The sequence below is a fragment of the Alteromonas sp. K632G genome, from assembly GCF_017653625.1.
GTDB lineage: Bacteria > Pseudomonadota > Gammaproteobacteria > Enterobacterales > Alteromonadaceae > Alteromonas > Alteromonas naphthalenivorans.
Map to the genome: position 1 here is coordinate 61,628 of NZ_JAGGDM010000004.1, position 21,697 is coordinate 83,324.

Annotated in this window: 16 protein-coding genes; 11 read left to right on the forward strand and 5 right to left on the reverse strand. The window is 37.3% G+C overall.

Going from position 1 to position 21,697, the window contains the following annotated elements:
- Positions 1 to 454 precede the first annotated feature (454 nt).
- From J5X92_RS05530 to J5X92_RS05580, 11 genes are all read left to right on the forward strand, one after another.
- On the forward strand, positions 455 to 1,591 hold the full coding sequence (locus J5X92_RS05530) for a glycosyltransferase (RefSeq protein WP_208804966.1): 1,137 nt from the start codon (positions 455 to 457) through the stop codon (positions 1,589 to 1,591).
- A 6-nt stretch (positions 1,592 to 1,597) separates the two neighbouring features.
- Positions 1,598 to 2,929 carry an O-antigen ligase family protein gene (locus J5X92_RS05535; protein ID WP_208804968.1) on the forward strand — a complete coding sequence of 444 codons (1,332 nt, stop codon included), beginning with the start codon at positions 1,598 to 1,600 and terminating at the stop codon, positions 2,927 to 2,929.
- Positions 2,926 to 4,035 (forward strand): glycosyltransferase family 4 protein, encoded by a 1,110-nt coding sequence (locus tag J5X92_RS05540; RefSeq protein WP_208804970.1) that lies wholly within the window; start codon positions 2,926 to 2,928, stop codon positions 4,033 to 4,035. Before J5X92_RS05535 ends, J5X92_RS05540 begins: the two co-directional genes overlap by 4 nt.
- Positions 4,035 to 4,997, forward strand: a complete 963-nt coding sequence (locus J5X92_RS05545) for an acyltransferase (RefSeq protein WP_208804972.1) — start codon at positions 4,035 to 4,037, stop codon at positions 4,995 to 4,997. Before J5X92_RS05540 ends, J5X92_RS05545 begins: the two co-directional genes overlap by 1 nt.
- A gap of 71 nt (positions 4,998 to 5,068) precedes the next feature.
- Positions 5,069 to 5,965: a sulfotransferase gene (locus tag J5X92_RS05550; protein ID WP_208804973.1), complete on the forward strand. Its 897-nt coding sequence runs from the start codon at positions 5,069 to 5,071 to the stop codon at positions 5,963 to 5,965.
- A gap of 232 nt (positions 5,966 to 6,197) precedes the next feature.
- Positions 6,198 to 7,064, forward strand: coding sequence for a glycosyltransferase family 2 protein (locus tag J5X92_RS05555; RefSeq protein WP_244360301.1), 867 nt, complete (start codon positions 6,198 to 6,200; stop codon positions 7,062 to 7,064).
- Positions 7,065 to 7,118: 54 nt separating this feature from the next.
- Positions 7,119 to 8,000 carry a glycosyltransferase family A protein gene (locus J5X92_RS05560; protein ID WP_208804975.1) on the forward strand — a complete coding sequence of 294 codons (882 nt, stop codon included), beginning with the start codon at positions 7,119 to 7,121 and terminating at the stop codon, positions 7,998 to 8,000.
- Positions 8,001 to 8,015: 15 nt separating this feature from the next.
- Positions 8,016 to 9,440, forward strand: a complete 1,425-nt coding sequence (locus tag J5X92_RS05565) for an oligosaccharide flippase family protein (RefSeq protein WP_208804977.1) — start codon at positions 8,016 to 8,018, stop codon at positions 9,438 to 9,440.
- A complete protein-coding gene (locus J5X92_RS05570) occupies positions 9,441 to 10,661 on the forward strand; it encodes a glycosyltransferase (RefSeq protein ID WP_208804979.1) in 1,221 nt (406 codons plus the stop codon).
- An 85-nt stretch (positions 10,662 to 10,746) separates the two neighbouring features.
- A complete protein-coding gene (locus J5X92_RS05575; protein WP_208804981.1) occupies positions 10,747 to 11,340 on the forward strand; it encodes a sulfotransferase family 2 domain-containing protein in 594 nt (197 codons plus the stop codon).
- Positions 11,341 to 11,465: 125 nt separating this feature from the next.
- The gene (locus J5X92_RS05580) at positions 11,466 to 12,098 is read left to right on the forward strand and encodes a CCXG family PEP-CTERM protein (RefSeq protein ID WP_208804983.1); all 633 of its coding nucleotides are present in this window, start codon (positions 11,466 to 11,468) and stop codon (positions 12,096 to 12,098) included.
- A gap of 86 nt (positions 12,099 to 12,184) precedes the next feature.
- Here the strand turns inward: J5X92_RS05580 and J5X92_RS05585 are convergent, their stop codons facing one another.
- From J5X92_RS05585 to J5X92_RS05605, 5 genes are all read right to left on the reverse strand, one after another.
- On the reverse strand, positions 12,185 to 14,731 hold the full coding sequence (locus J5X92_RS05585; protein WP_208804984.1) for a right-handed parallel beta-helix repeat-containing protein: 2,547 nt from the start codon (positions 14,729 to 14,731) through the stop codon (positions 12,185 to 12,187).
- Between the two features lie 226 nt (positions 14,732 to 14,957).
- Positions 14,958 to 16,769 (reverse strand): acyltransferase family protein, encoded by a 1,812-nt coding sequence (locus J5X92_RS05590; protein WP_208804986.1) that lies wholly within the window; start codon positions 16,767 to 16,769, stop codon positions 14,958 to 14,960.
- Positions 16,770 to 16,938: 169 nt separating this feature from the next.
- A complete protein-coding gene (locus J5X92_RS05595) occupies positions 16,939 to 18,810 on the reverse strand; it encodes an acyltransferase family protein (protein WP_208804988.1) in 1,872 nt (623 codons plus the stop codon).
- Between the two features lie 488 nt (positions 18,811 to 19,298).
- The gene (locus J5X92_RS05600; protein WP_208804990.1) at positions 19,299 to 20,027 is read right to left on the reverse strand and encodes a sulfotransferase family 2 domain-containing protein; all 729 of its coding nucleotides are present in this window, start codon (positions 20,025 to 20,027) and stop codon (positions 19,299 to 19,301) included.
- A 382-nt stretch (positions 20,028 to 20,409) separates the two neighbouring features.
- Positions 20,410 to 21,240: a hypothetical protein gene (locus J5X92_RS05605; RefSeq protein WP_208804992.1), complete on the reverse strand. Its 831-nt coding sequence runs from the start codon at positions 21,238 to 21,240 to the stop codon at positions 20,410 to 20,412.
- Positions 21,241 to 21,697 lie beyond the last annotated feature (457 nt).

Here is a 21,697-nt window from a genome sequence, read left to right on the forward strand (position 1 = left end):
GCACCATAATGAGACGAATTTATTAGAATAATAGCTGTAAGAAAACGTTAACCACTTCATAGTATAGTAAACATGTGGCAGTAAATTGATAATGTCAAACTTATACAAAAGTTGAAAGTTATTTCAACAAGGTAAAGCACGTAAACATAATAATACCGATATTTGGCATGGTTCATGAATAGGGTTTATATATGGGTTTCATGTATGTAATTGGCATATTCCATATGTATAGATGGTATTACCATTTACTAAACTTTGCGCAATAGTGCATAGTAATAACCGGAACAAAACAAGAGCCAAATTCTAATTAGAGTATATTCCGTTTCTTGTACTGAACATTTGCAAGCTTAAAGTAATGCAGCTTGCCATGTTGTAATTTTACTACAAAACTAAAATCGAGCTGTGCTAAACTTAGCGTTAGCATTTAGTCTAATGACAAGGATAAAGAAGTTTCATGCTAACTAGCAACCGCCCAGTAGTGTTCATTATTAATTCCCTAGAAGGCGGTGGTGCCGAACGGGTAATGGCAAAATTGCTAGCAATCATGGAAGACTACTTTTCACATGCAAACGTGCCTGTTCACCTTGTTTTGTTAGACACGCTGGAAGAAAGTCAGCAGTGCCCCCCTTATGTTACCAAAACAGTACTAACCAGCAATGGCAGCCTTAAAGCTGGTTATCAGCAGTTAAAACCATTACTTAAAACTATAAACCCCCAAATTTGTTTTAGCTTTTTAACGCGCAGTAATTTCTTGAATATAGCGATAGCAAAATCGTTAGGTTACCGCGCCATTATTAGTGAACGCGTGAATACTACCAGCCATTTGTCGGGTGGTTTAAAAGACGGTATTAGCCGCTTTTTAGTTAAGCTTTTGTATAAGCGGGCTGACAATGTGGTGGCAGTGTCTGAAGGTGTAAAAGCCGATTTAATTGAAAACTATGCGGTGCCAGAACCTAAAGTATCACTGTTATATAACCCGTACGATATTGCGCAGCTGCACGAACTTGCAAGCGAAGCGGTAACCGACATTCCAAAAGCCCCATACATTATTGGGGTAGGGCGGTTAGTTAAAAACAAAAACTTTTCACTGTTACTAAACGCGTATGCCAAAGCCGATATTGTTGAAGATTTAGTTATTTTGGGCGTGGGCGATGAAGAGGCCATGCTTAAAGCGCTAGCTAAAACACTTGGCATTGCAGATAAAGTACATTTTTTAGGTTTTAAGCCAAACCCTTACCCGTACGTGGCTAAAGCAGAATATTTTGTTTCCACCAGTAATGCAGAAGGTTTCCCCAATGCCATTGTGGAAGCCATGTGTTTGAACAAACCGGTAATTGCAACTAATTGCGAATCGGGCCCTGCTGAAATTATTGCCGAACAATACCCTTACCAAGTTTCTGGTGCCAGCGAAGAAAAGAATGGCATACTGTGCGAGTTAAATAACGCACAAGGTGTTGCCGATGCATTGGTGTTATTCAAAGGTAGTGCTAACAGAGCGCGATATGTTGAAAAAAGCCAAGCGTGCGCGCAGCAGTTTTCTTATGCCGCTTTTCATAAGCGCGTAAGTGCCATTCTAGAAAAAGATGACTAACTAATTATGTTTGAAGCAATCAAACTACTTGTAGGGGTGGTTAGCCTAATAATGGTGTATAGAACCATTACCGGTAACTGCAACAAGTATTTAGCCTTTGCCATTTGCGCAATATGGTTACGCTACTTTCTATCTGCATTTCACACGGTTACTTACCCCTCTTTGGTGGCGGGTTTTTCAATAAATGCATTGGGGAGTATAGGCGTAGCGGGGTTGGGCTTACTACTTATTCCAACCGCTGTTTTTACACTCAAAAAGTTACTTCCGTTTTATGCGTTTTTCATTGCGATAGCGGTAAGTGGTTTCGTGAATATGCAAATACCAGGTACGATAAACGTATTGGTAAAGTGGTGTTATTTCTTAGTGTTGGCAGGTGCGTTGTTTTTATCTATCCGGAGCCAAGGGCAGAATGAAACGTTTAAAAAGCTATTGGTGGCTTTTGTTATGCCAATTACCATGCAGGTATTTTCGGTATTGATGGGGCATGCTAAAGCAGCTGAAGCAGATGGCTCAATTAGCTATATTGGCGGTTATAACCATGAAGCTGCATTTTCAATGATTATCGTATCGTTTATTTTTGTAGTCGGATTGGTAGAGCGCAATACTATTCGGTTCAGAACAAGTTTATTCACGTTAGCCGTAATATTGTTAATACTCGTGAACTATAGAACCGCCATTTTAACGATACTACCTATTGCTGCAGTATTCTATTTTACGTTAATAGAGCAGAGGCTTAAACCGTCTCAAAAAGCACCAGTGCTTACTATAGTGGCAATGATATTCACTGCAGTGTTCTTGGTGCTTTCGCTAACTATGCAGGAACGTTTCGCTGATGTAGGTCTTATGCTCGGCAATTTGGACTTAATCACGAAAGCTCCCATTTATTTTAGTGAAGCGGAGAAGGATATTATGTCGGCTCGAGTATATATATGGAGCCAATATATAGATGCTTTTACAAACGCAAATATGTTGCATAAAATCTTTGGTTTTGGGCCAGATTCGTGGAGAGGAGTTTTCGCTAAATATGCTCATAATACCTTTGTTTCAAACCTTTACGAATATGGTTACTTAGGTTTCTATTCATTTATCGGAATGATGCTTTTTGCGCTTAAAGAGGCATTTAAAATACATAAAAAGAGCTTAGCAAAAATTGTCGGTCTATCGATAGTCGGTTTTCTAATAATGAACTTAGCTACAATGCCCCTTTGGAACATAGAGGGGCTAATTTTCTTTGCCATCGTTGTTGGTATTGTATTTTCTTCAAGCAAGCAAATTGACTTAACTAAATCTAAAGCTACATCAGCTCGTGTAATCCGAAAAGGGCAAACTGTAATATGAAAATATGTGCAATAGGACTGCGTGGTATTCCTGAGGTTATGGGTGGAATAGAGTCACACTGTGAACAACTTTATCCTCGTATGGTAAAAAATGGTGCGTCGGTTACGGTAATTGCACGTTCTCCTTATGTGAAACAGGATAAGTACACTTATGAAGGTGTGAACATCATAAGTGTGTGGACCTTAAAGCATAAATTCTTAGAAACCTTCATGCACACGTTTTTTGCCATTATTTATGCAAGAATTTTTGTACATCCAGACGTTATTCATCTTCACGCTATTGGCCCAGCTTTATTTTCACCGCTAGCTAGATTGCTAGGGATGAAAGTTGTTGTTACCCACCATGGTGCCGACTACGACAGGCAAAAATGGAACGGCTTCGCCAAATTTATTTTAAAGTCAGGCGAGAAAATGGGTGTTATATGTGGCAATAAAATGTTTGTTGTAGGTAAAACACTTACCGAGCGCTTAAAGCAGCAATTTCCAAACCACGCAGATAAAATTGTATATGTACCAAATGGTATGTTGCCCTCTTTCAGCGGCGATATATCACCTGATTTTTTGCCACAAGAACTATCTTTGTCACCTCAAAACTATGTACTTACAGTTGGGCGTTTAGTGCCTGAAAAAGGCTTTCATGATTTAGTTGTAGCCTATAAAAAAGCAAATACAGATATGAAGCTTGTTGTTGTTGGCGATGCGGATCATCGTGATGAATACTCATCTTCTCTGTTAAAACAAGCTACCGACAATGTTCTTTTTGCAGGCCGCCGCGGAGGCGATGAACTTAAGGCATTATTTAAGCATGCAAAGATTTTCGTATTGCCGTCCTATCATGAGGGGCTTCCAATAGTAGCGTTAGAAGCTATAAGTGCTGGAACTAAAGTCTTGTTAAGCGACATTGCGCCCAATTTAGACATAGAAGCCCCTTCAGATAGCTATTTCCCAGTCGGCGATACGAACTCTCTAAGTAATAAAATAACTAAAATCGATTCACTATCCTTGAATATGGATCAAGCAGGTTTTTTACAGAAGTTTAATTGGGATCGAATTGCACAATCTACCCAGGACTATATTTCAGCGTTATTTACTATTAAGGCAAATTAATGCGCGATATCAAAGTCGATACTTTGCGCGGTTTAGCGTGCATTTTCTTAGTTGCTTATCACGTCATAGGCAACGACCCAACGAACGGCTTGAAAGTATCCGATGGGGTTATACGCGACATAAATGATCTACTCGAGTGTGTTCGTATGCCGCTATTTACTTTTCTATCTGGAGTAGTTTACGCGGCCCGCCCTGTTGAGGGGAGTTGGAAATCGTTCATGAAAGGTAAAGTAAGAAGATTATTAGTACCTATGTTTGTGGTAGGAACATTTTTCGCGTTATTGCAGTCATTGGTACCAGGTACCAACAATAATATTGAGAACTGGTGGTTACTACATATCTACCCAGTGCAGCACTTTTGGTTCGTTGAGGCACTATTTTTTGTCTTTGTCATTATTGTTCCATTGGAATTGTTGAATGTCTTAAAGTCGAAGTGGGCCGTTATTTCTATTATTGGTTTATTTTTACTACTGAGTGTACAGCAGCCCTACACCAAACTTTTTGCTTTGAAAGGTTTTGTATATTTAATGCCATTCTTTTTATTCGGCATGTATGTAATTAGGTTCCGTTTACAAACCCTCAGGCCTGCTGTTTCGTTCATATTGTTCTTAGTGTTAATGACAGCCATATACTTATTAGACAACCCAATTTACTCTCAACGGCTGCTTGGTTGTTTAATCGGCCTCGTTTCATGCTACTTGTTGTTAGGTACTAATATGTCGGTGCAATTCTTAGCTAGAATCGGCATTTATTCTTACAGTATTTATATTTTCCATGTGTTCTTCACTTCTGCGACTAGGTTGGTGGTAGGTAAAATAACTGAGTTGCCAATCGAGATAGATTTATTGCTTGGCTTAACAGCCGGCATTATGGGCCCTATATTCGTTTATTTTGTTGCCCAAAGAATTCCGTTTGGTGGAATGCTGCTATTGGGGCAAAGAAGGAATGTACGTTCAGTATAAATAGTGGCATCGGATTTTGATGTTGATAGCTAGCAGACAACTATTAGCTACATAGAGAAAGGAGTTCTCTTTTGAGTGAAAATAAAATTGATGTCATATACATTCTTTCAGAAAAGTCTTCTGGTTCAAGTTTTCTTTTTAGAAGTTTAAAAGATGGCCTAGGAGTAACTAAGTACCCAAAAACGCATCATTTCGAATCGGAAACACTTTACTGGACAAAAGCGGCGTCGATATTAGACAGACCTCAAATAAGTATGTTGGCAAGTGCAGTTCCTTATGAAAAAGAAAGAGCTAAACGCGAGTTAAAGCATTTTTTAGATACAAATTTAAGTTCAGCTTTAGTTTATAGTTCTGATGAAGAGATGATTTTTAATGGCTGGTACGCACTTATTAAAGAATTTGGGCCAGTTTTTATCGAAAAATCACCGCACCACTTGTTACAGTGGAGTGCTTTAGAGCTAATGCTCGATTTTGAGCAGCGTTTCACTCATTTGGTAAAGTGTCATTACATTGGGATTGTTAGAAATCCAAAAGACGTTATTCTGTCGCAGTTTAGACGTTGGAATTTAGCGCCGGAAAAAATTGAGAATCAATGGGTTATGACCTACATGAATTGGCAACGATTCTCATCGTTACCGCATTTCAAAGGGCATGTTGAGTTAATAAAATATGAAGACTTAGCTAGTGTACCTAAACATGTTGTTGAGTCACTTTGCAATAGCTTAAATTTACCATGTAAGTTTAATGGAGTAGAAAGTTCGAAAAAGAGCAAGGCATCTAAACATCGTTCGTTGTTTGGCTACCAGTTTTCTCAGTCTGTTTTGTCCCTCACCAATTCACAAGGGTACGCACAAGAAAGTGTACAAGGTAAAATCAGTTATAAATGGAAGTGCTACAGGCTTTATATTAGTTCAATCTATAGCCCTTTAAAGTTTATTTATTTAAAAATAAAAAAGGCCATCTCTTAAAGTTAAGTTGGGCAATTATCATATTTTGACTAGATGGTTTTGGCTGAATCAGAGACTAGGTCAAATGTTGCTAGTTTTATTGATGCTTAGGTAAATAAAAAATTAGAAAACTAAAAGTCTGCGTTGATAGGTTTTGAAATCAACTCTCCGGTTTTTCTTCGTACAGTAAAGCGAAAATTACGCTATTAATTTTTGTCAATAAATAACTAAGATACAGGATTATGGTTTTACTATGAGTATAAAATTTTCGGTAGTAATAACTACGTTCAACAGGCCTGAATACCTAAAAGAGGCATTGTTGGGCATAAAGGCGCAAACAATCCAACCTGCGGAAATTATTATTATCGATGATAATTCAACTTGTTCTTATGACGAAGTGTTACCGCTAGTGGATGAAATGGCGGCAAGCTATAGACGCCAGCCTGTGTCATGCGGTGCCAACAAAGCTCGTAACATAGGAGTGTCGTTAGCTCAAGGTGATGTAGTTGCATTTTTAGATGATGACGACATTTGGCTACCTAATTATTTAGAAAAGCATTCGGCTATGTATAGTAGCGGATCCCAGGCTGTCGTTTGTGGGTTCAAACAAATGGGCAAAGAAACAGTAGAAGTCATTAATTCAGATACTGAGGTTACTAAATCCTCTTTGGTACGCGGTAATACTTATTGCGGTATGAGCGGCTTCAGTGCCCAACGAACACTTCTAAAAGATCATCCATTTGATGAAAGCCTTAACAACGGTCAAGATTGGGACATCTATGTTCGTTTTTTTGAACTTAAAATTAACTTTAAGAATATTCCAGAAGCTATTTTTCTCTATCGATTTCAAAATGAAGATGGAATTGGTGCCAAAGTGAGGAAAATGAAGCCATCAGAAATAGATAAACGTCTTGGCTCTGCGATTAAACATCAAGATTTTCTTGGTAACTATTGGTTTAACAAAAGAGTCTCTGAACAGTTGTTATTTTCTTTGAAACATAAAAATGAAAAGCTGGCTTGGATAAAAAAGTCGATCCAAATGGCAGGGGTGGTTGCTACCACAATGTTTTTTGTTAATTTGTTAAAAAGAAAGGTTTTTAAGAAGCCTATGTCTATCTAACAACACAGATCGTGCGTTAACAACGATTTCGCTTATTTTTAATATGGTTGAATAATGTCAAAAAACTTAAAAGTTTCCGTAATCGTCCCTGTATGGAACGATGCGAAAAGAATCATAAAGTGCGTTGAAGCGCTAAAAAATCAAACGATGTCATCAGAACATTATGAAATCATAGTTGTTGATAACGGCTCCACAGACGAAACATACGAGGTAGTTAGTGGTTTAGAAGGTATTATTCCGTTACAAGAGTCAGAGCCAGGTTCTTATGCGGCACGTAATGCCGCTCTAGATATTGCTAAAGGTGAGTATGTGGCCTTTACCGATGCTGACTGTATACCTGACTCCAATTGGGTGGAATCGCTTGTTGTGTGTGCAGAAGAGTCGCCTAACTTCGGCGTAATAGCGGGTGAAGTCAAATTTTTTAAGCACCCAGATGACAACGTAGAGAATGCGGCAATTGCTTACGAAAGTTTATTTTCAATGAATCAAAAAGCATACGCATTACAAGGTGTATGTATTACCGCAAACTGGCTTTCGAAAAGAGAAGTAATTTTAAACCACGGAGGCTTTAATTCACGTGTAAAGTCGGGCGGCGACCATGATATGGCAAATCGCTTAACTAAAAGCGGACTTAACGTAGTTTACTGCCCACAAGCTTTGGTATTGCACCCCGCTAGAAATTATACGGAAATATTGAAAAAAAGAAGACGTGTTATCGGAGGTTCGTGGGACAAAACTGAGTCGAGCAACAAGGCTTTGAAGCTTATTTGGCAAGCCATTAAGCTCTATATTAAAAGGACTTTAATCATCATTGGCACTAGCAAAATAAGCATAAAACAAAAAATTTCTGTTTTTCGCGTAATCTCTTCCATTTTTTTTGTGTCAATGTCGGAAATTTACAAATTGAGTTCAGGCCATCAGAGTACCAGAAGTTAATAGGATTAATACGCTTTGAGTAGAATAGTAAAAGCTACATCGTGGACGACACTCGCCACAGTAATCAATTTAGTGTTAACCATGGTGCAGCTTGCAATCTTAGTTCGAATACTTGCACCAGAGGTGTTCGGGCAATTTGCAGTTGTAAACATGGTTATTGAGGTTTTTGTCGCATTCGCGTTAGGCGGCATATCAAACTTTCTAATATATAAGCGTGAAGCCGATCAAGCTACTTCCAATGCAGTCTATTATTTAGCATTAGGAATTGGTGGGGTATTTAGCCTTGTACTTTTCTTTCTTGCACCTGTTATTGCCAGTGCTTTAGGCTATGAAGCAATTATTCAAGAATTACGATTAGCTACTCTTTTGCTAGTAGTGTCTTCACTTTCTTCACAGTACCAAGCTGTAGGAATGAAGCACTTTAAACACCAACGCATTGCACAAATCGATATTTTTGCAAAGGTAATTTCATTTGGCTTTGCAGTTTCATTTCCAGAGTTAGAGTTGCTTTGTTTAGTTGGAGCAGTGGTTATTTATCAACTGCTTAAATTGATAGGATTTATGGTGTTCCTAGGCAACTACGTTAATTTATCGCTTTCTATAAATACTACGATTTACCGAGAAGCCTTCAGCTATGGTATTTTCGATTTCGGCTCACAGGCGCTGAATATAATAAGAAAACAACTAGACGTAATGATTCTCGCTGTTACCTTACCAAGCAGTGAAATGGGTATTTACCATGTCATCAAGCAATTGGCGAGCAGGCCAGCACAAGCGCTGCAACCTATTATTGGCAAAGTCGCGCTTCCTGCTTTTGCAGAGGTTAAAGGTGATAAAGATAGATTTGCGAGGGTTTATAAAGACTTTTATTTTGTTCAACTTTTCGTACTAGCATTCATTTATGTACCAGTAATTATAGCGTCAGAGCTTGTGACCACCTTATTTTTCGGTGAATCCTATGCTCAATACAGTTTAGTGCTTTCATTGTTAGCGGGTTTTTGGTTTATTCGGGTAGCAGCTTCAAACCTTGTAGGTCCATTAGTGCAAGCTACAGGGTTAACAAAGCGTAACTTTATGTGGAACGTTTATGTAATGTGTCCTAACGCATTAGTCATTTACGTATCGTCCATGTATGGGGTCGAGGCGCTTGTAATGTCTATGGCAATCTTTCAAATAATATTATTTCCAGTGGTAAATTACTATTTTATCAAATTTATCACAGGGGTCGGTTTTTCTTATTCGATAAAAAGTATGGGTGTTTTACTAGTAGCTTTTGCCACCCCACTATTATTGTTTTATCAATTTGTTTTACCATTCATACCAGATATCATCTTTGTCAAAGAATCAGCGGTTGGTGTAGTAACGTTGTTAATTGCGCTGATATTATTTTTAAAATATGCAGAAGTGAAGCAATCTCTCAAAAGAATTAAAGGGTTCTAAATGCTAGCAAATAAAAAAGTTTTATTTTTTGTGAGAAGCTTTCCTGTTCTATCGCAAACATTCGTTTTAAACCAAGTTAAAGATTTGGTGAACGAGGGTATTGACGTACAAGTTCTCTCTGTAAACCCTACTAATGACGATACAGGTGTAGTCGAAGATATTTTTGGTAAAAGTGCGTCAAAAAAAGTCGCCTCAATATTGCCTACAGCACACAGCAGTAAATCATACTTTCACATGTTATTGGGTTTCCTATATTGCATGGTGTCGGTAAAGAGACATAAATTAATCTCTTTGTTTTTTCATTTTATGGCTAAGAAAAATAGGTTTTTAGCAAAAGATTTAATGTGTATTGTTTGGTTCCTTCGCAATAAAAATATTTCAACAGACAGTTGCATTGCTCATTTTGGTAGTAATGGCGTTGTTATGGATTACCTCATTCAAGCAGGGTTAGTGAAGTGCACCAATCTGTTTACTATTTTTCACGGCTACGAAATAAGCAGATATGATCAACTAGATCTATGGCAAAACTTGTATGGAAATTTAGGTGGGGTTTTATTGCCAATTAGTGACCATTGGAAAAATAAACTTATTGAGCTGGGGGCAAATGCATCAAAAATTGAAGTAGTTCATATGGGTGTAGACGTAAACCGCTTCGCTTATTCTGAAAAGGTTGTTTCTACCCCGCTTTCAATATTATCTGTGGCAAGGGCTACAGAAAAAAAAGGTCTTAAGTACGCTATAAAAGCGGTATTGGAATGCCCAATTGAATGTAAGTATAAAATTATTGGCGATGGCGACTTGATGAATTCGCTTAAACAAGATGCTGCTAGCCATAGTAATAGTCATAGGGTAATATTCGAGGGGGCAAAACCGTCTAGTTTCGTTGCCGAATCGTTGAAAAATACCGATTTATTTCTTCTACCCTCGGTAAGAGATAGCAAGGGTGATATGGAAGGAATACCGGTTTCTTTAATGGAAGCTATGGCGAGTGGTGTGGTTGTGCTATCAACAATTCATAGCGGAATTCCTGAATTAGTAAAGCACGGTAAAACAGGCTTCTTGGTCAAGGAAAAAGATAGCCGTGCTATAAGCGATATGATTTTAGATATTTCAAAGCGATATGATCTTAATGACATCAGAAGGCGTGCTCGAGCAAAGATTGAAGTGTCATTTAATTCAGAAACCTTAAAAAGTAATCTAATCGAAATATTAACGAGGTAGGTGAATAAAATATGCTTGGTATAAAAGCTGCATTATGCTTGGTATAAAAACTGTTATAGGTGACTACCTAAAGGCGCATTCAAATATGTATCCTTACCGAAGGTATATGTGTAAAAACAATTGTATATTTATTCATATACCGAAGGCTGCAGGGACAAGTGTATTGCATGCGCTAACAGGCACGACTAAGCATGTTCAACGAGATCATTGTAGTGCGTTTAACTTTAGAAGCGCGGATAAAAAGCGTTTTGAAAATAGTTTCAAATTCGCATTTGTGCGGCATCCGATTGATAGACTTCAATCCGTTCATCGTTATTTACTATCGGGTGGTAATGGCACAAATAATAAGCGTCTAAGTTCGATCATTTCTACTGATTATTCACAGTTTGAGGACTTCGTCTTAGATTATCTTGACCCTATGAGGTTGCATACAGAGGTTCTTTTTAAGCCGCAGATTAGTTTTTTGTGTAATGAGCATTATGAAGTGATGGTCGATTTTGTTGGCAAGTACGAGCGTATCGACGAAGATTTTACATTTGTAAACACAAAACTAAATCTCAATACTACGCTACCAAAATCTAATGTTTCAAAAGTGACCAGCGTAGTTGAATTAGAGTCAAAAGTGCAGGAAAAAATATACGAGCTATATTCAAAGGATTTTGAACTTTTCGGCTATTAAAGGGTGTCACGATATTTTACACCGGCATAAAGATTTGTTTTATTCTTTCATATTATCAGTATCTTATGTTTTGGCATGTATATTGCTTAAATTGAGTTGAACATATTTTATAAGGCGTTGTTAGCATGAACAAAAAAATTGTAGCATTATTAAGTTCGTTTTTAATGTTAGGTAGTTTCTCGTCACAAGCGGCGGTTATTACTTATTCTTACGCAGAGTTGGATGGAAGTTTCGATGCTTCTTCAAACCTTCTTGATTATTTTAATAGTCAAAGCGCAACTGAAGTTTCAGTTACAGATTTTGATTTGGAAGGGACGTTTGATGATTCTATTATGAACGTTACTTTTACTTTTGATTTAGCTTCTGATTCTGCGTTTGAAGTGTTTGCTGGCTTAGACGCTGGCTATGGTGCAGAGATCTATATCAACGATGCTTTAGTTTTGGATTCAACCGCTGATTTGTGGTGGAGCAAAAAGTGGACAAGCTCAGATGTTATTTCATTTGAACAGTTTCTTACTGCTGGCTCTAATTCATTCACAATAGTTTGGGCTGAAGAATGCTGTGGTGGTCTTAGTAGTATTGCTTTTTCTTCGCCACTTGTAAGCGCTGGTGATTTTACAACCCTTTCAGTTGACGCTTTAGGTTTGTTAGAAGCGTCCGCACCAGGAGCTCCAGTTTCGGTTAATGCCCCAGGTACAGTTGGTATTTTAGCTTTAAGTCTTCTTGCTCTAGTTCGAGTTCGAAATAACAAAGCTTAATACTTAACTCTAGCGGTAAGTTATTACTTTAAATTTTAAGGGCCGATATAAAATCGGCCCTTTTTTTGCTTTTAAAACAATTGAGATTAGTTATCTTCAAGTCCGATGATTATTCTCTCTTGTGAGTTATATGTATCTGAACTCAGAGCCTCGTTCAATTCTTCGAGTTTGATATTTTTCATTATAATGGATGTGTTGTTTTTAGATTGGCTAATGTCGTTATCTAAAACTAAAACAAGATACTTAAAAGTTCCCGTTAAGTACTCGCCTATAGGGAAACGGATTTTTGAAGTACTACCATTGAAGTAACTTTTTGCATTTATACCGTATGACTGGCTGCCATAAAATTGAATGATTTTTGTTTTAGTTACTTTGTTATCATTTTCAAATGCTAAACCTACAATTTCTGGTAAGCCTTCAACCTCTAAATCCAATTCTAAAATAGTATTTGTGGTAATAGTTAAATTAGCTTCAGTTTTACTCCAAATATTTCCTTGTAGGGTAACACCGACATCCTCAAATGTGTTTAAACTGCCATACTTAGTTTGATCGTGGAAAGGTGTAAATGCCAAACTATCAGGTTTTAACTGCCAACCTTGCGGGGTTGATATCGTCTTACTGACTTTAGAGATATTCGGAATAAGATAATTTTCATCAACTAAAAGTGTATGGGGTGTGGATAATTCTACTAGAGTTGCATACTCTGAACTTTCTGAAAAAGGGTGTGGCAAATAATTATCGTAAGCCATCTGCAAAAAAGGGGATTGTAATTTTTTATTGTAGATGAAGTCATTTGTGAAGGTTGAGCCGTAATATTTATATTTATCATATATTCCAAGCCCTACCATGTTGTTGTATTCTGAAGATATTATCACGTTGTTTTGAGTTCTAACCCAGAACGTACTATCACCGTTTACCCCAGATGCTGAAAGTCCATTTCTTGCAACATCAATATAATTCTCTAATATAAAAGTTTGACCACCGGGCTTCGCTAGAAGTCCACCAGCCTTTATTGCAGTCCATTCTTTGCCGCGTTCGTCACCCAAATCATGAATATTGTTATGAAATAGGTAACTGGGGCCCAGCATATTAGGTGCTACACTTATACCGGCGTAACCTTTCGTTAGTTCATTCTCATATACCAGTACGTTGCGTTGACCGCCATCTATTTCTATCAAATCATCATTAGCAAACGCTAAGTAATTTCCATATATCGCAGAGTCTCTTAAAAATCCACCTGTTCTTTCGAAGTTCTTCCGACCTTCTATTACATCGTTGAATCTGTGAGAATCAGTGCCATAAAATCGATTATTTCTTATTATCATTTGACCTCGAAATTCATCATCTGGGTGGTATGCCCATACCTGCAGGGCGTTAGGCCCATTAGGATGACCGTCTCCCCAATGATTTGCCTTACCATTAGGGCTATGAATTTCGCATTCTTCAACCACCGAAATACCTGTTTTTTCTAAGTAGATTCCAGAGTCATAATTAATTGGGGAAGTACTATTTTCGGACGCATAACCTTTACCATTTTTAAAAATAGTAGCAACTCGTCCATACTTTGAAATATCACAACCTTTTATCCAAATATGATGTGTGTTTTTTGCGAATATGCCATAACGCTCACCGCCTTTAATCGTAAGATTCTCAAGCATTATATAAGATTGTGAACCTATATTAACAGCGGATAGAAAATCAGTGGATGCTTCAATAACTTGTCCATCACCGATGATTTTCGCGTAACCATCTTCATCACCGTAAATATTTAGAGCTTCAAGATCTAACTGGCCGCCATTATAGATTTCTGATAGATAGTATATTTTATTTGGATTTATTGGTGGGGCGTTAGGTCGTGTTCTAAAATTGAACGAGTAATCTTCTGTGTTGCCATCAGAATGTGTTATTTTAATTTCGACTTCGTAGTCGGTATCTGCATTTAAATGCACGATACTTCCAGACAATGCACCATATATTGGTTCCCAAGATAAAGACAAGCCTGGTTGCCAATCAGCAGCTGTCGCTTCTTTATATTTTACGGCACTAGAGCTACCTTCCGCTTGGCTATAAATAACAATGCCAGCGGAATGTATTAGTGGTGTAACGGTATTTTCGTAGCCGGATGCGGCGGCGGCCAACACGATGCTGGGGTCGAGATTATTATCTACTGCTACAGCTAGTAATTGTTCGTATTCAATAGTTTTGTTTGCATTGAAGTATGAAAGTAATCTGTATGCATCAATTGGATATAACGAGACAAGAATAGAGACTGTAGAGTGAGGTTTTTCAGTTGAGGCTACTATTTCTGCTAGCGAGGAATTTTGTTCGTAATCCTGCGATATTAAGTTTAACGCATTTTTCTTGTACAACTCGGCAATGTATTTAGTATTTCCCTCCAGAAGTTCAGCCGTTTGCCTGTTCGCTTTAAATTGCATCAGCGAGGTTTCAAGCTCTTCTAAACTTGTAGCACCGCTATCATCTAGGTAGCTTTGAATTAGTGCACCATGTTGAAGGCTTCCAACTGGCTGTTGCTTGTTTTGAGGGGCTTTTAAAGCGCATGATGTTAGAAATAGCATTGATATAATAATAACTAACAAACCATGTTCTTTGCTTTTTAACATACGAAAATTCATCTGCAATTCCTTCAGAAAATATATGTAAGATAGAAAGGGTGAGTGCTTCGAGTAGCAGAACGGAAACTGCAATTTGGAAAAATGTATTATTAATGATAGTTACAGATTCGGAGCTATTCAAGCGAATGATATGTAAAGCACCGTCCTTATAAAAAAAGACACTCTTTAGCAGCCTCGTTGATTGAGGCCGCGTTTGCTAGCGTAAAACTACAAAATATGTCTATTCCTAAAATTCCATTTTTTGTCTTAGTAGTGATGAAATAAAGTAATCGCTTCCTGACCGTGATAAGTGACCTGCATCTTTTACCATAAGACTTCCCTTATCGATGATTTTACATTTACTATGCTTGCAGAATGTAGCCATACTATCTATTGCTGGGATATTAGTTGCTTTGAGAATATTACTAACTTTTTCAGTTGTTTTCTGGCCTTTACTCGGCTTTAAATGCCAATCTTCATCGAACGGTTTGCCATTAGATAGTCGTAAAATCAAATATTCTGGGTTGTTGATTGGGTAAATGGGTAGCTGATTGATTAGTGATACCTTCACATTTGATTCTTTTAGTGTCTTTATTGTGTCGACTAATTTATCTAATTTCACGCCTTGTGCGACTGCATATTGCCAGTTCGAGGCAAGTATTACGTGATTGATATGATGAGACTCGATAATTTTTATTACATTACTATTATTTTGCGCGCAGTTTGGTCGGTTGTTAGGCTGTGCATCGACTATAGGGGGGCAGCCTGCATTTGCAAACAATAGGATGTTACTTTCGATTCTTTCTTTCTGGTTATAAATTCCATAAACCAAATGGTTCGCATGGGAATCACCCCACAAAAGGGTATTATGGTTACGTGCTTCCTTAGCGCCAATAAAACAATTATCGCCAGACCATTTTTCATAGCTTTCATCAGTGGACAGGAAACACTTACCTGAAAAAGCTCGGAACACTGGTCTTTCTTCGCTAACTACTTCATTAATAGCAAATCTTTGCTTAAAGCCATCCTGGAGGTGTATTAACCCACCAATGCAAGCCACAAATACTGAAAAAGCGACGGTGTACATAAACGTTGTCTTCGATTCTTTTGGAGTGATTTTCCCTTTCCTGAATCTATTTTCAATTGTGGAGTAAATAATGTAACCAAAAACAAATGATAGGAAAACAAGAGTAATTTTTTCAACTAAATTAATTTCACGAATGATGTAGTAGGTATAAAACACTACTAAAGGCCAATGTATTAAGTAAGTTGAGTAAGAAATTTTGCCTATAAATACAATAGGCTTTGCTGCTAGGAACCTGCTTATATAAGTGTCGTTATTATTGAAGGCTATGACTAAAGCTGTTCCCAAACAAACGGGTATGGCACTAACGCCAGGAAAAAGCATTGATTCGTCAATCAGAACTACTGAGAGCGCGATTAATAATAACCCAATTAGCGCAATAATTTCTCGAATAGTATTTTTTACGACTAGCCTTATCACTAGCGTACACATCGCCCCAGTTAAAAATTCCCAAATTCTAAACGGCATAAAGAAAAATGCCGCGCTGTTATCGATATGTACATATAAGGTGCAGGCGATTAGAGAAAGTACTAACAGAGCAAATAGCGCAAGGTTTCTAAATTTTTTGTGCAATTTAAAAACAAGAATCATGATAAGAGGGAATATAATGTAAAACTGCTCTTCCACAGCGAGAGACCAAGTGTGAAGGAGGGGCTTCAGTTCAGAAGGCCCATCGAAATAATCACTTTTTAACCAGAAAAATATATTGGATAGGTAGGTTACTACACTAACAGCGCTTTGCCCCAACTCTTTAAATTCGTCAGGCATGAAAATGAAATAACCGCCAAGAAGAGTAATGAGTAACGTAAAGACAAGCGCAGGATACAATCGTCTAATTCTTTTTGCGTAAAACGCTGTAAGACTAAAATCACCTTTGGTCAGGTCCCGAACCAGCAATGAAGTTATGAGATAACCGGAAATAACAAAGAATACATCGACGCCTATAAATCCACCGGATAAGCCATAAAACCACAATGGAATAGTACTACTGCAGAAACGGCAAAGGCTCTAAGCCCATCTATATCCTGACGGTAAATTGTTTCAGTTTTGGCGCTAATATCCATCAGATAAATCTCTAACTTTTTTATTTTTTAGGAAATATATTAAATGTTTATACAAATATTACTATCTTATTAAATAGACTTTAGTCATTTGTCTCTATTTTGATATCCAAAAGGAAAATAAAATCTAAATAATTCATTTTTTTTATAGCGTAAGATGGCCTCATGTGATTTTTATCACGATAAAAAAAACCAAATTCGCTGTCTCTAGTGTTGCACTCATCAAAACTACAAAGATGTGAAATTGGATCTATTAAATTAACACCCTCTAGCTCATTTAAAAGCTCTAATGCATAGTTGTGATCATAGTATTCGCTTCTTGCGTTACTTTCACTTATTTTACCTGGAAGGTTTCTTCTGATTGAAATCACAGGGTCAAATTCATCACCTCTTGGTTCTCCAAGTATCAAATAGACTTCCTGAGCCCGCGTTTTGATATCAACGAGATATTTATCATACTCTCGAGCACGCTGGGTTATCGAAACTTTTCTCTTTAAAGGATCCTTGCTCAAATATGAATCAAAGCTATAAAAAGATGTAACTATTTTGTCAAATTTAATACTTTCGAAGAGATTTCTATAGTTTTGTAAGTTGCTACATTTCCACTTCGGATTTTTCATCGATGGCGTTACAAAGCATCCCGCTTGCGTCAAAAAGTAAATATTGTATTCGTTATCTAAGCTTTCTACATATGGATAAATTTGCTCGATATGACTAGCACCCATTACAAGAATGTTTTTATCCGATCTCCCTTTTATGAACCTAATATCTAAAGAACCAATTTCCATATTGGGCTTTGGGTAATTCCAATCATCTTTAGCTTCTATAGCCGACTTAACTAAAAGTTGCTCGCTTGGCGGCAAACGGAATAAGAAACCATTAGTGTAAAAAATTGACAGGCCGACAAGTGTAGATATAGCAGCAAATGGCAACGGTCGTAGCACATATTTCAAATTTTCAACGCGATAGTCGCTTAATGTTTTAGATTCTATAAATTTAAAGCTAAGGGCGCCGAGGATTAAGGATAGTGGAATACCTATAGCCCACCAATTTTCACCGAGTTCGAAATAGTAACCAGCAACTACAATCGGCCAATGCCAAAGATAAATAGAGTATGACCATTTCCCAAGGGCATGAGTTACACTATTGTTTACAAGTTTGGATTCACCATTATTAGAAACAAGTACTATACAAGCCCCAATAATTGGCAACAAAGATGCGTAACCGGGCCATGGAGTGGCAGATGTGTAAATAAAAAACGAGCTTACTATCAAAAGTAAACCTAGTAATTGCAAGGGGCTTTTTACACTATCTTTTAGCTGGATGGGATAAAGGAATACCAGACCGCCGGCTAACATTTGCCACGCTCTTGTTGGAAGCAAAAAATATGCGGCACTGCTTGATTTCATGGTTACTAAAACTGAAAAGATAAACGCTAAAATAGTCCCAGCTACAAGCATTAATTTTAACTGATTCAGCGTTAGAAATTTTCTCAAAAAAACTAAAGCGATTGGGTAAATAAGATAAAACTGCCATTCAACGGAAAGGCTCCAAGTATGCAAAAGCCATTTTTCATTAGATGAAGGGTTAAAGTAATTGGATTCAGTCCAATAAACCATATTAGACAAAAACGTCAAGCTAGCAGCAGAGTGCTTCCCTAGATTTAAATAGTCTATTGGTGAAAGTAAAAATAGACCTAAAAACATAAGCACGAAACAAAGAACCGCTAAAGCAGGAATAATTCGTCTAACCCGCGCCTTATAGAACGATAAGATTGAGAAAGTCTCTTTTTCTAAGCCTTTGACAATAATCATTGTCATCAAAAAGCCGGAAATAACGAAAAAGACGTCTACCCCAGCGAAGCCGCCGGGTAGCCAATCATGGTTGAAGTGAAATAAAACCACAGAAACCACAGCAATTGCTCGTAGCGCATTAATATCTTCCCTGAATTTCATTTTCTATTACTTCTTTATTAAGGGGCTTAAAAAGGTTAAGCACAGCGTACTTATTTATGCTTGCTATTGTCTTATAGAAATCACTAATAGTCGAGAGAGTATGGCCCAAAGATAGGCTGTATTTAATAAACATTGAATGAAGTAAGCTTGTTGCCAACATTTAAATGTGCGTATGAATTCGGTCGTAAGCCCTATGGCACAAGGGGTCTTCTATTGTGTCGAGTAGTGATAGAAGCAAGAGAGCAGCGTTAAATGCACCTTATTGGTGATAAGTTGAATTTTAAATTATATATAGTTGATGTTTTTAGTGCGAAATTTGCTCGATTGGCTATTTTATAGGAGTTCACAACATTATGCCCTATAACTGGAATATTCAATAAGTGATGAAGTATAACGACTAAAGCTAGAAACGTTCTATAGAAGCCAAACAACATTGTCCACTCCCCATACCATCACCAGTAAAAATTTTAAAGTTTTTAGAACATCCTTTACATTATTATTAAATCACCAAAAACATCGTTATTTTTAGTTTCGCTGTACGTGAAAATTTTGATATCTTTCTGATAAATTTGACTCAAAAAATCTAGATTACGTTGATTTATTTCTTCACGTTTTGTTCGTTTCCCTATTGTCTTATTTTTATGCTCAACTTGGGTTGAGTCTATATTTAAAAAGTCTGCAAGGTCAGCATTGTAGTTCGTGAATGATAATAAACGGTCAACCATGAACCGGTTATCTTCCGATAATATATACTCTGATTGTGGTTGAAAATGAAAATACTTGAGTAGGTTGCCAAGCACAACTTCTTCGCGCATTGACTCGATAAAATCGTTGACGTTATCACAAGTTCTTACGTAACGTCTGGCCACTTCTGCGTCGATCAAGTTTCTTCCACCACTTGTTAAGTAATCGAAAGCCGAAAGAAATCGGTCGATAGGGTCCCTGATTATACAGAATTTCTTCCATTCATTGAAACCACTAGGGTCCAGCTCCCTCCATTCCTTCGATGTACGATGACCTACTCGTTTATCGTCATATAATATTGACTCTACTGACGTCCCCCCATTTTTAGGGATATGCACAAAACAATACCCTGTTTTTGTAAACATATCCGTGATGCTATTGTGAAACTTGGGTTTTGACATCTCATTAAGTTTATCAAAATCAACAAATCGCAACTTGGCATTCCTAATAGTTTTTTTTATTTTTTTTCTCAAAACCATAATTCCTTCATTATTTTCTCCAAGTTTGCGGTAAACCACAGCTAAATAGTAATACAAATATCAAACTAATATCTACTTAAGTCTAATAGTGAAACAGCATTATTCTTTTATAGGTTTAGCTAAATGGGCTATTTTCCCAAACAAAAAGTCCGTTAACATACTCCGCTAAATCCCGAAATAACGAAAAAGACGTCCACCCCTGCGAAACCTCAGGGTAAACAATCATGGTTGAAATGAAATAAAGCGTCACAAGTCGCAGCAATTGCTCGTAGCGCATGAAAACCTTCCCTTAATTTCATATTTTTTTACTTCTTATAGTTTTAGAAGGTTGAGCACAGCGTATCTATATATTCTCGCTATCGCTTTGTAGAAATTACTAATAGTCGAGAGAGTATGGCTCAAGGATTCGCTGTTTAATTCGAGTAAGTAAATTCTTTCTTGCACATGATGCGATTCCTATAACGATAAATATCAACCAAGTACTTGGCGAATCTACACGAACAGCGCTAACACTTGCCAGCGTAAACTCTAGCGTTGAATCAATATTACGTTCAAAACCGCCAACATCAGGATAAAAGCTCTCGTATACGTTAAACGTTCCTGAACCTCGTTGGTTGTCATCAGTAAAATCTGTATTTTCCCAGAAAAACGATTGTGAGAAGTCGGGTTGTTTGTCGAACAGTTCAGTTTCTTCGCTGAATACCAGAAAGTCATTAATTAAATCGAAAAAATAAATGCTTAAATCGTAGGTTAAGTTTGTTTCACCCTGGGGTGTTGTTTCTGTAAACCTAGCAAAATCGCTAAAATATTCGCCATCACCAATAGGGCCGCCGTCATAATATGGCCCGTTATACATTTCAATGTGCTCTTCAGGAAAGAAGTCATCTTCAAAGGCGTTGTAAATACCTTGATTGGCGAGGCTGTATGTTTCACTTCCCAGGTTTACTTGGGAAGTTAGTACGGGTAATCCAGACTCAACTTGCCCCCACCAGTACCAGCTGGTTTCCAGTCTGCCTCTTACTTCGTTAGAAAGGTCTAATGTGAACGAACCGCTTACAGGCTGGCCAAGTAAAGTAGCTTCGTCGAAAAACGTAGCTTCATAATTTTCAACACTAGATACAAAGCCTGTGAAATTGAATTGCATGAACGCAGAATGCGCGTTGTAGGAAATAAATAATAAGAGTACAGCTAATATCTTGGTGTGCATAAAAGCTCCTTTTTACGCAAAATGAAAGAAGATTTTGTAACTGCTTAGGTACGTCTATATTGATAGCATGAACTGTATATAAAGTGCACAGTTGATTTGTTTTATTGTCTATTAAAATTTTGGGTAACTACCCAGATAAGTATTTTTTAGCTGCTGGGCAAGGGATAAAACGGCATTGGCATCTCTTTAAATACATGTGTTGTCGTATTTTGACATAACGGTCTGAATGTAAAGCATTAATAAAGTAGATAGTTAGCTTTGAAAACGGAAGGCTATAATTTACATTATTGAAAATTACCAGAATGTTACTAACCAATGCAGCGATTAAGATGTCAAGTATATTTACATATCTTTTCAATTTGAATTCTATTTTTTCATAAGCTATTGAAAATTAAGTGTGTTTGGTTTTTGGTTCGAAGCTTGCAAGATTTTTGACAAGTTGCAGTAAGAACGTGTT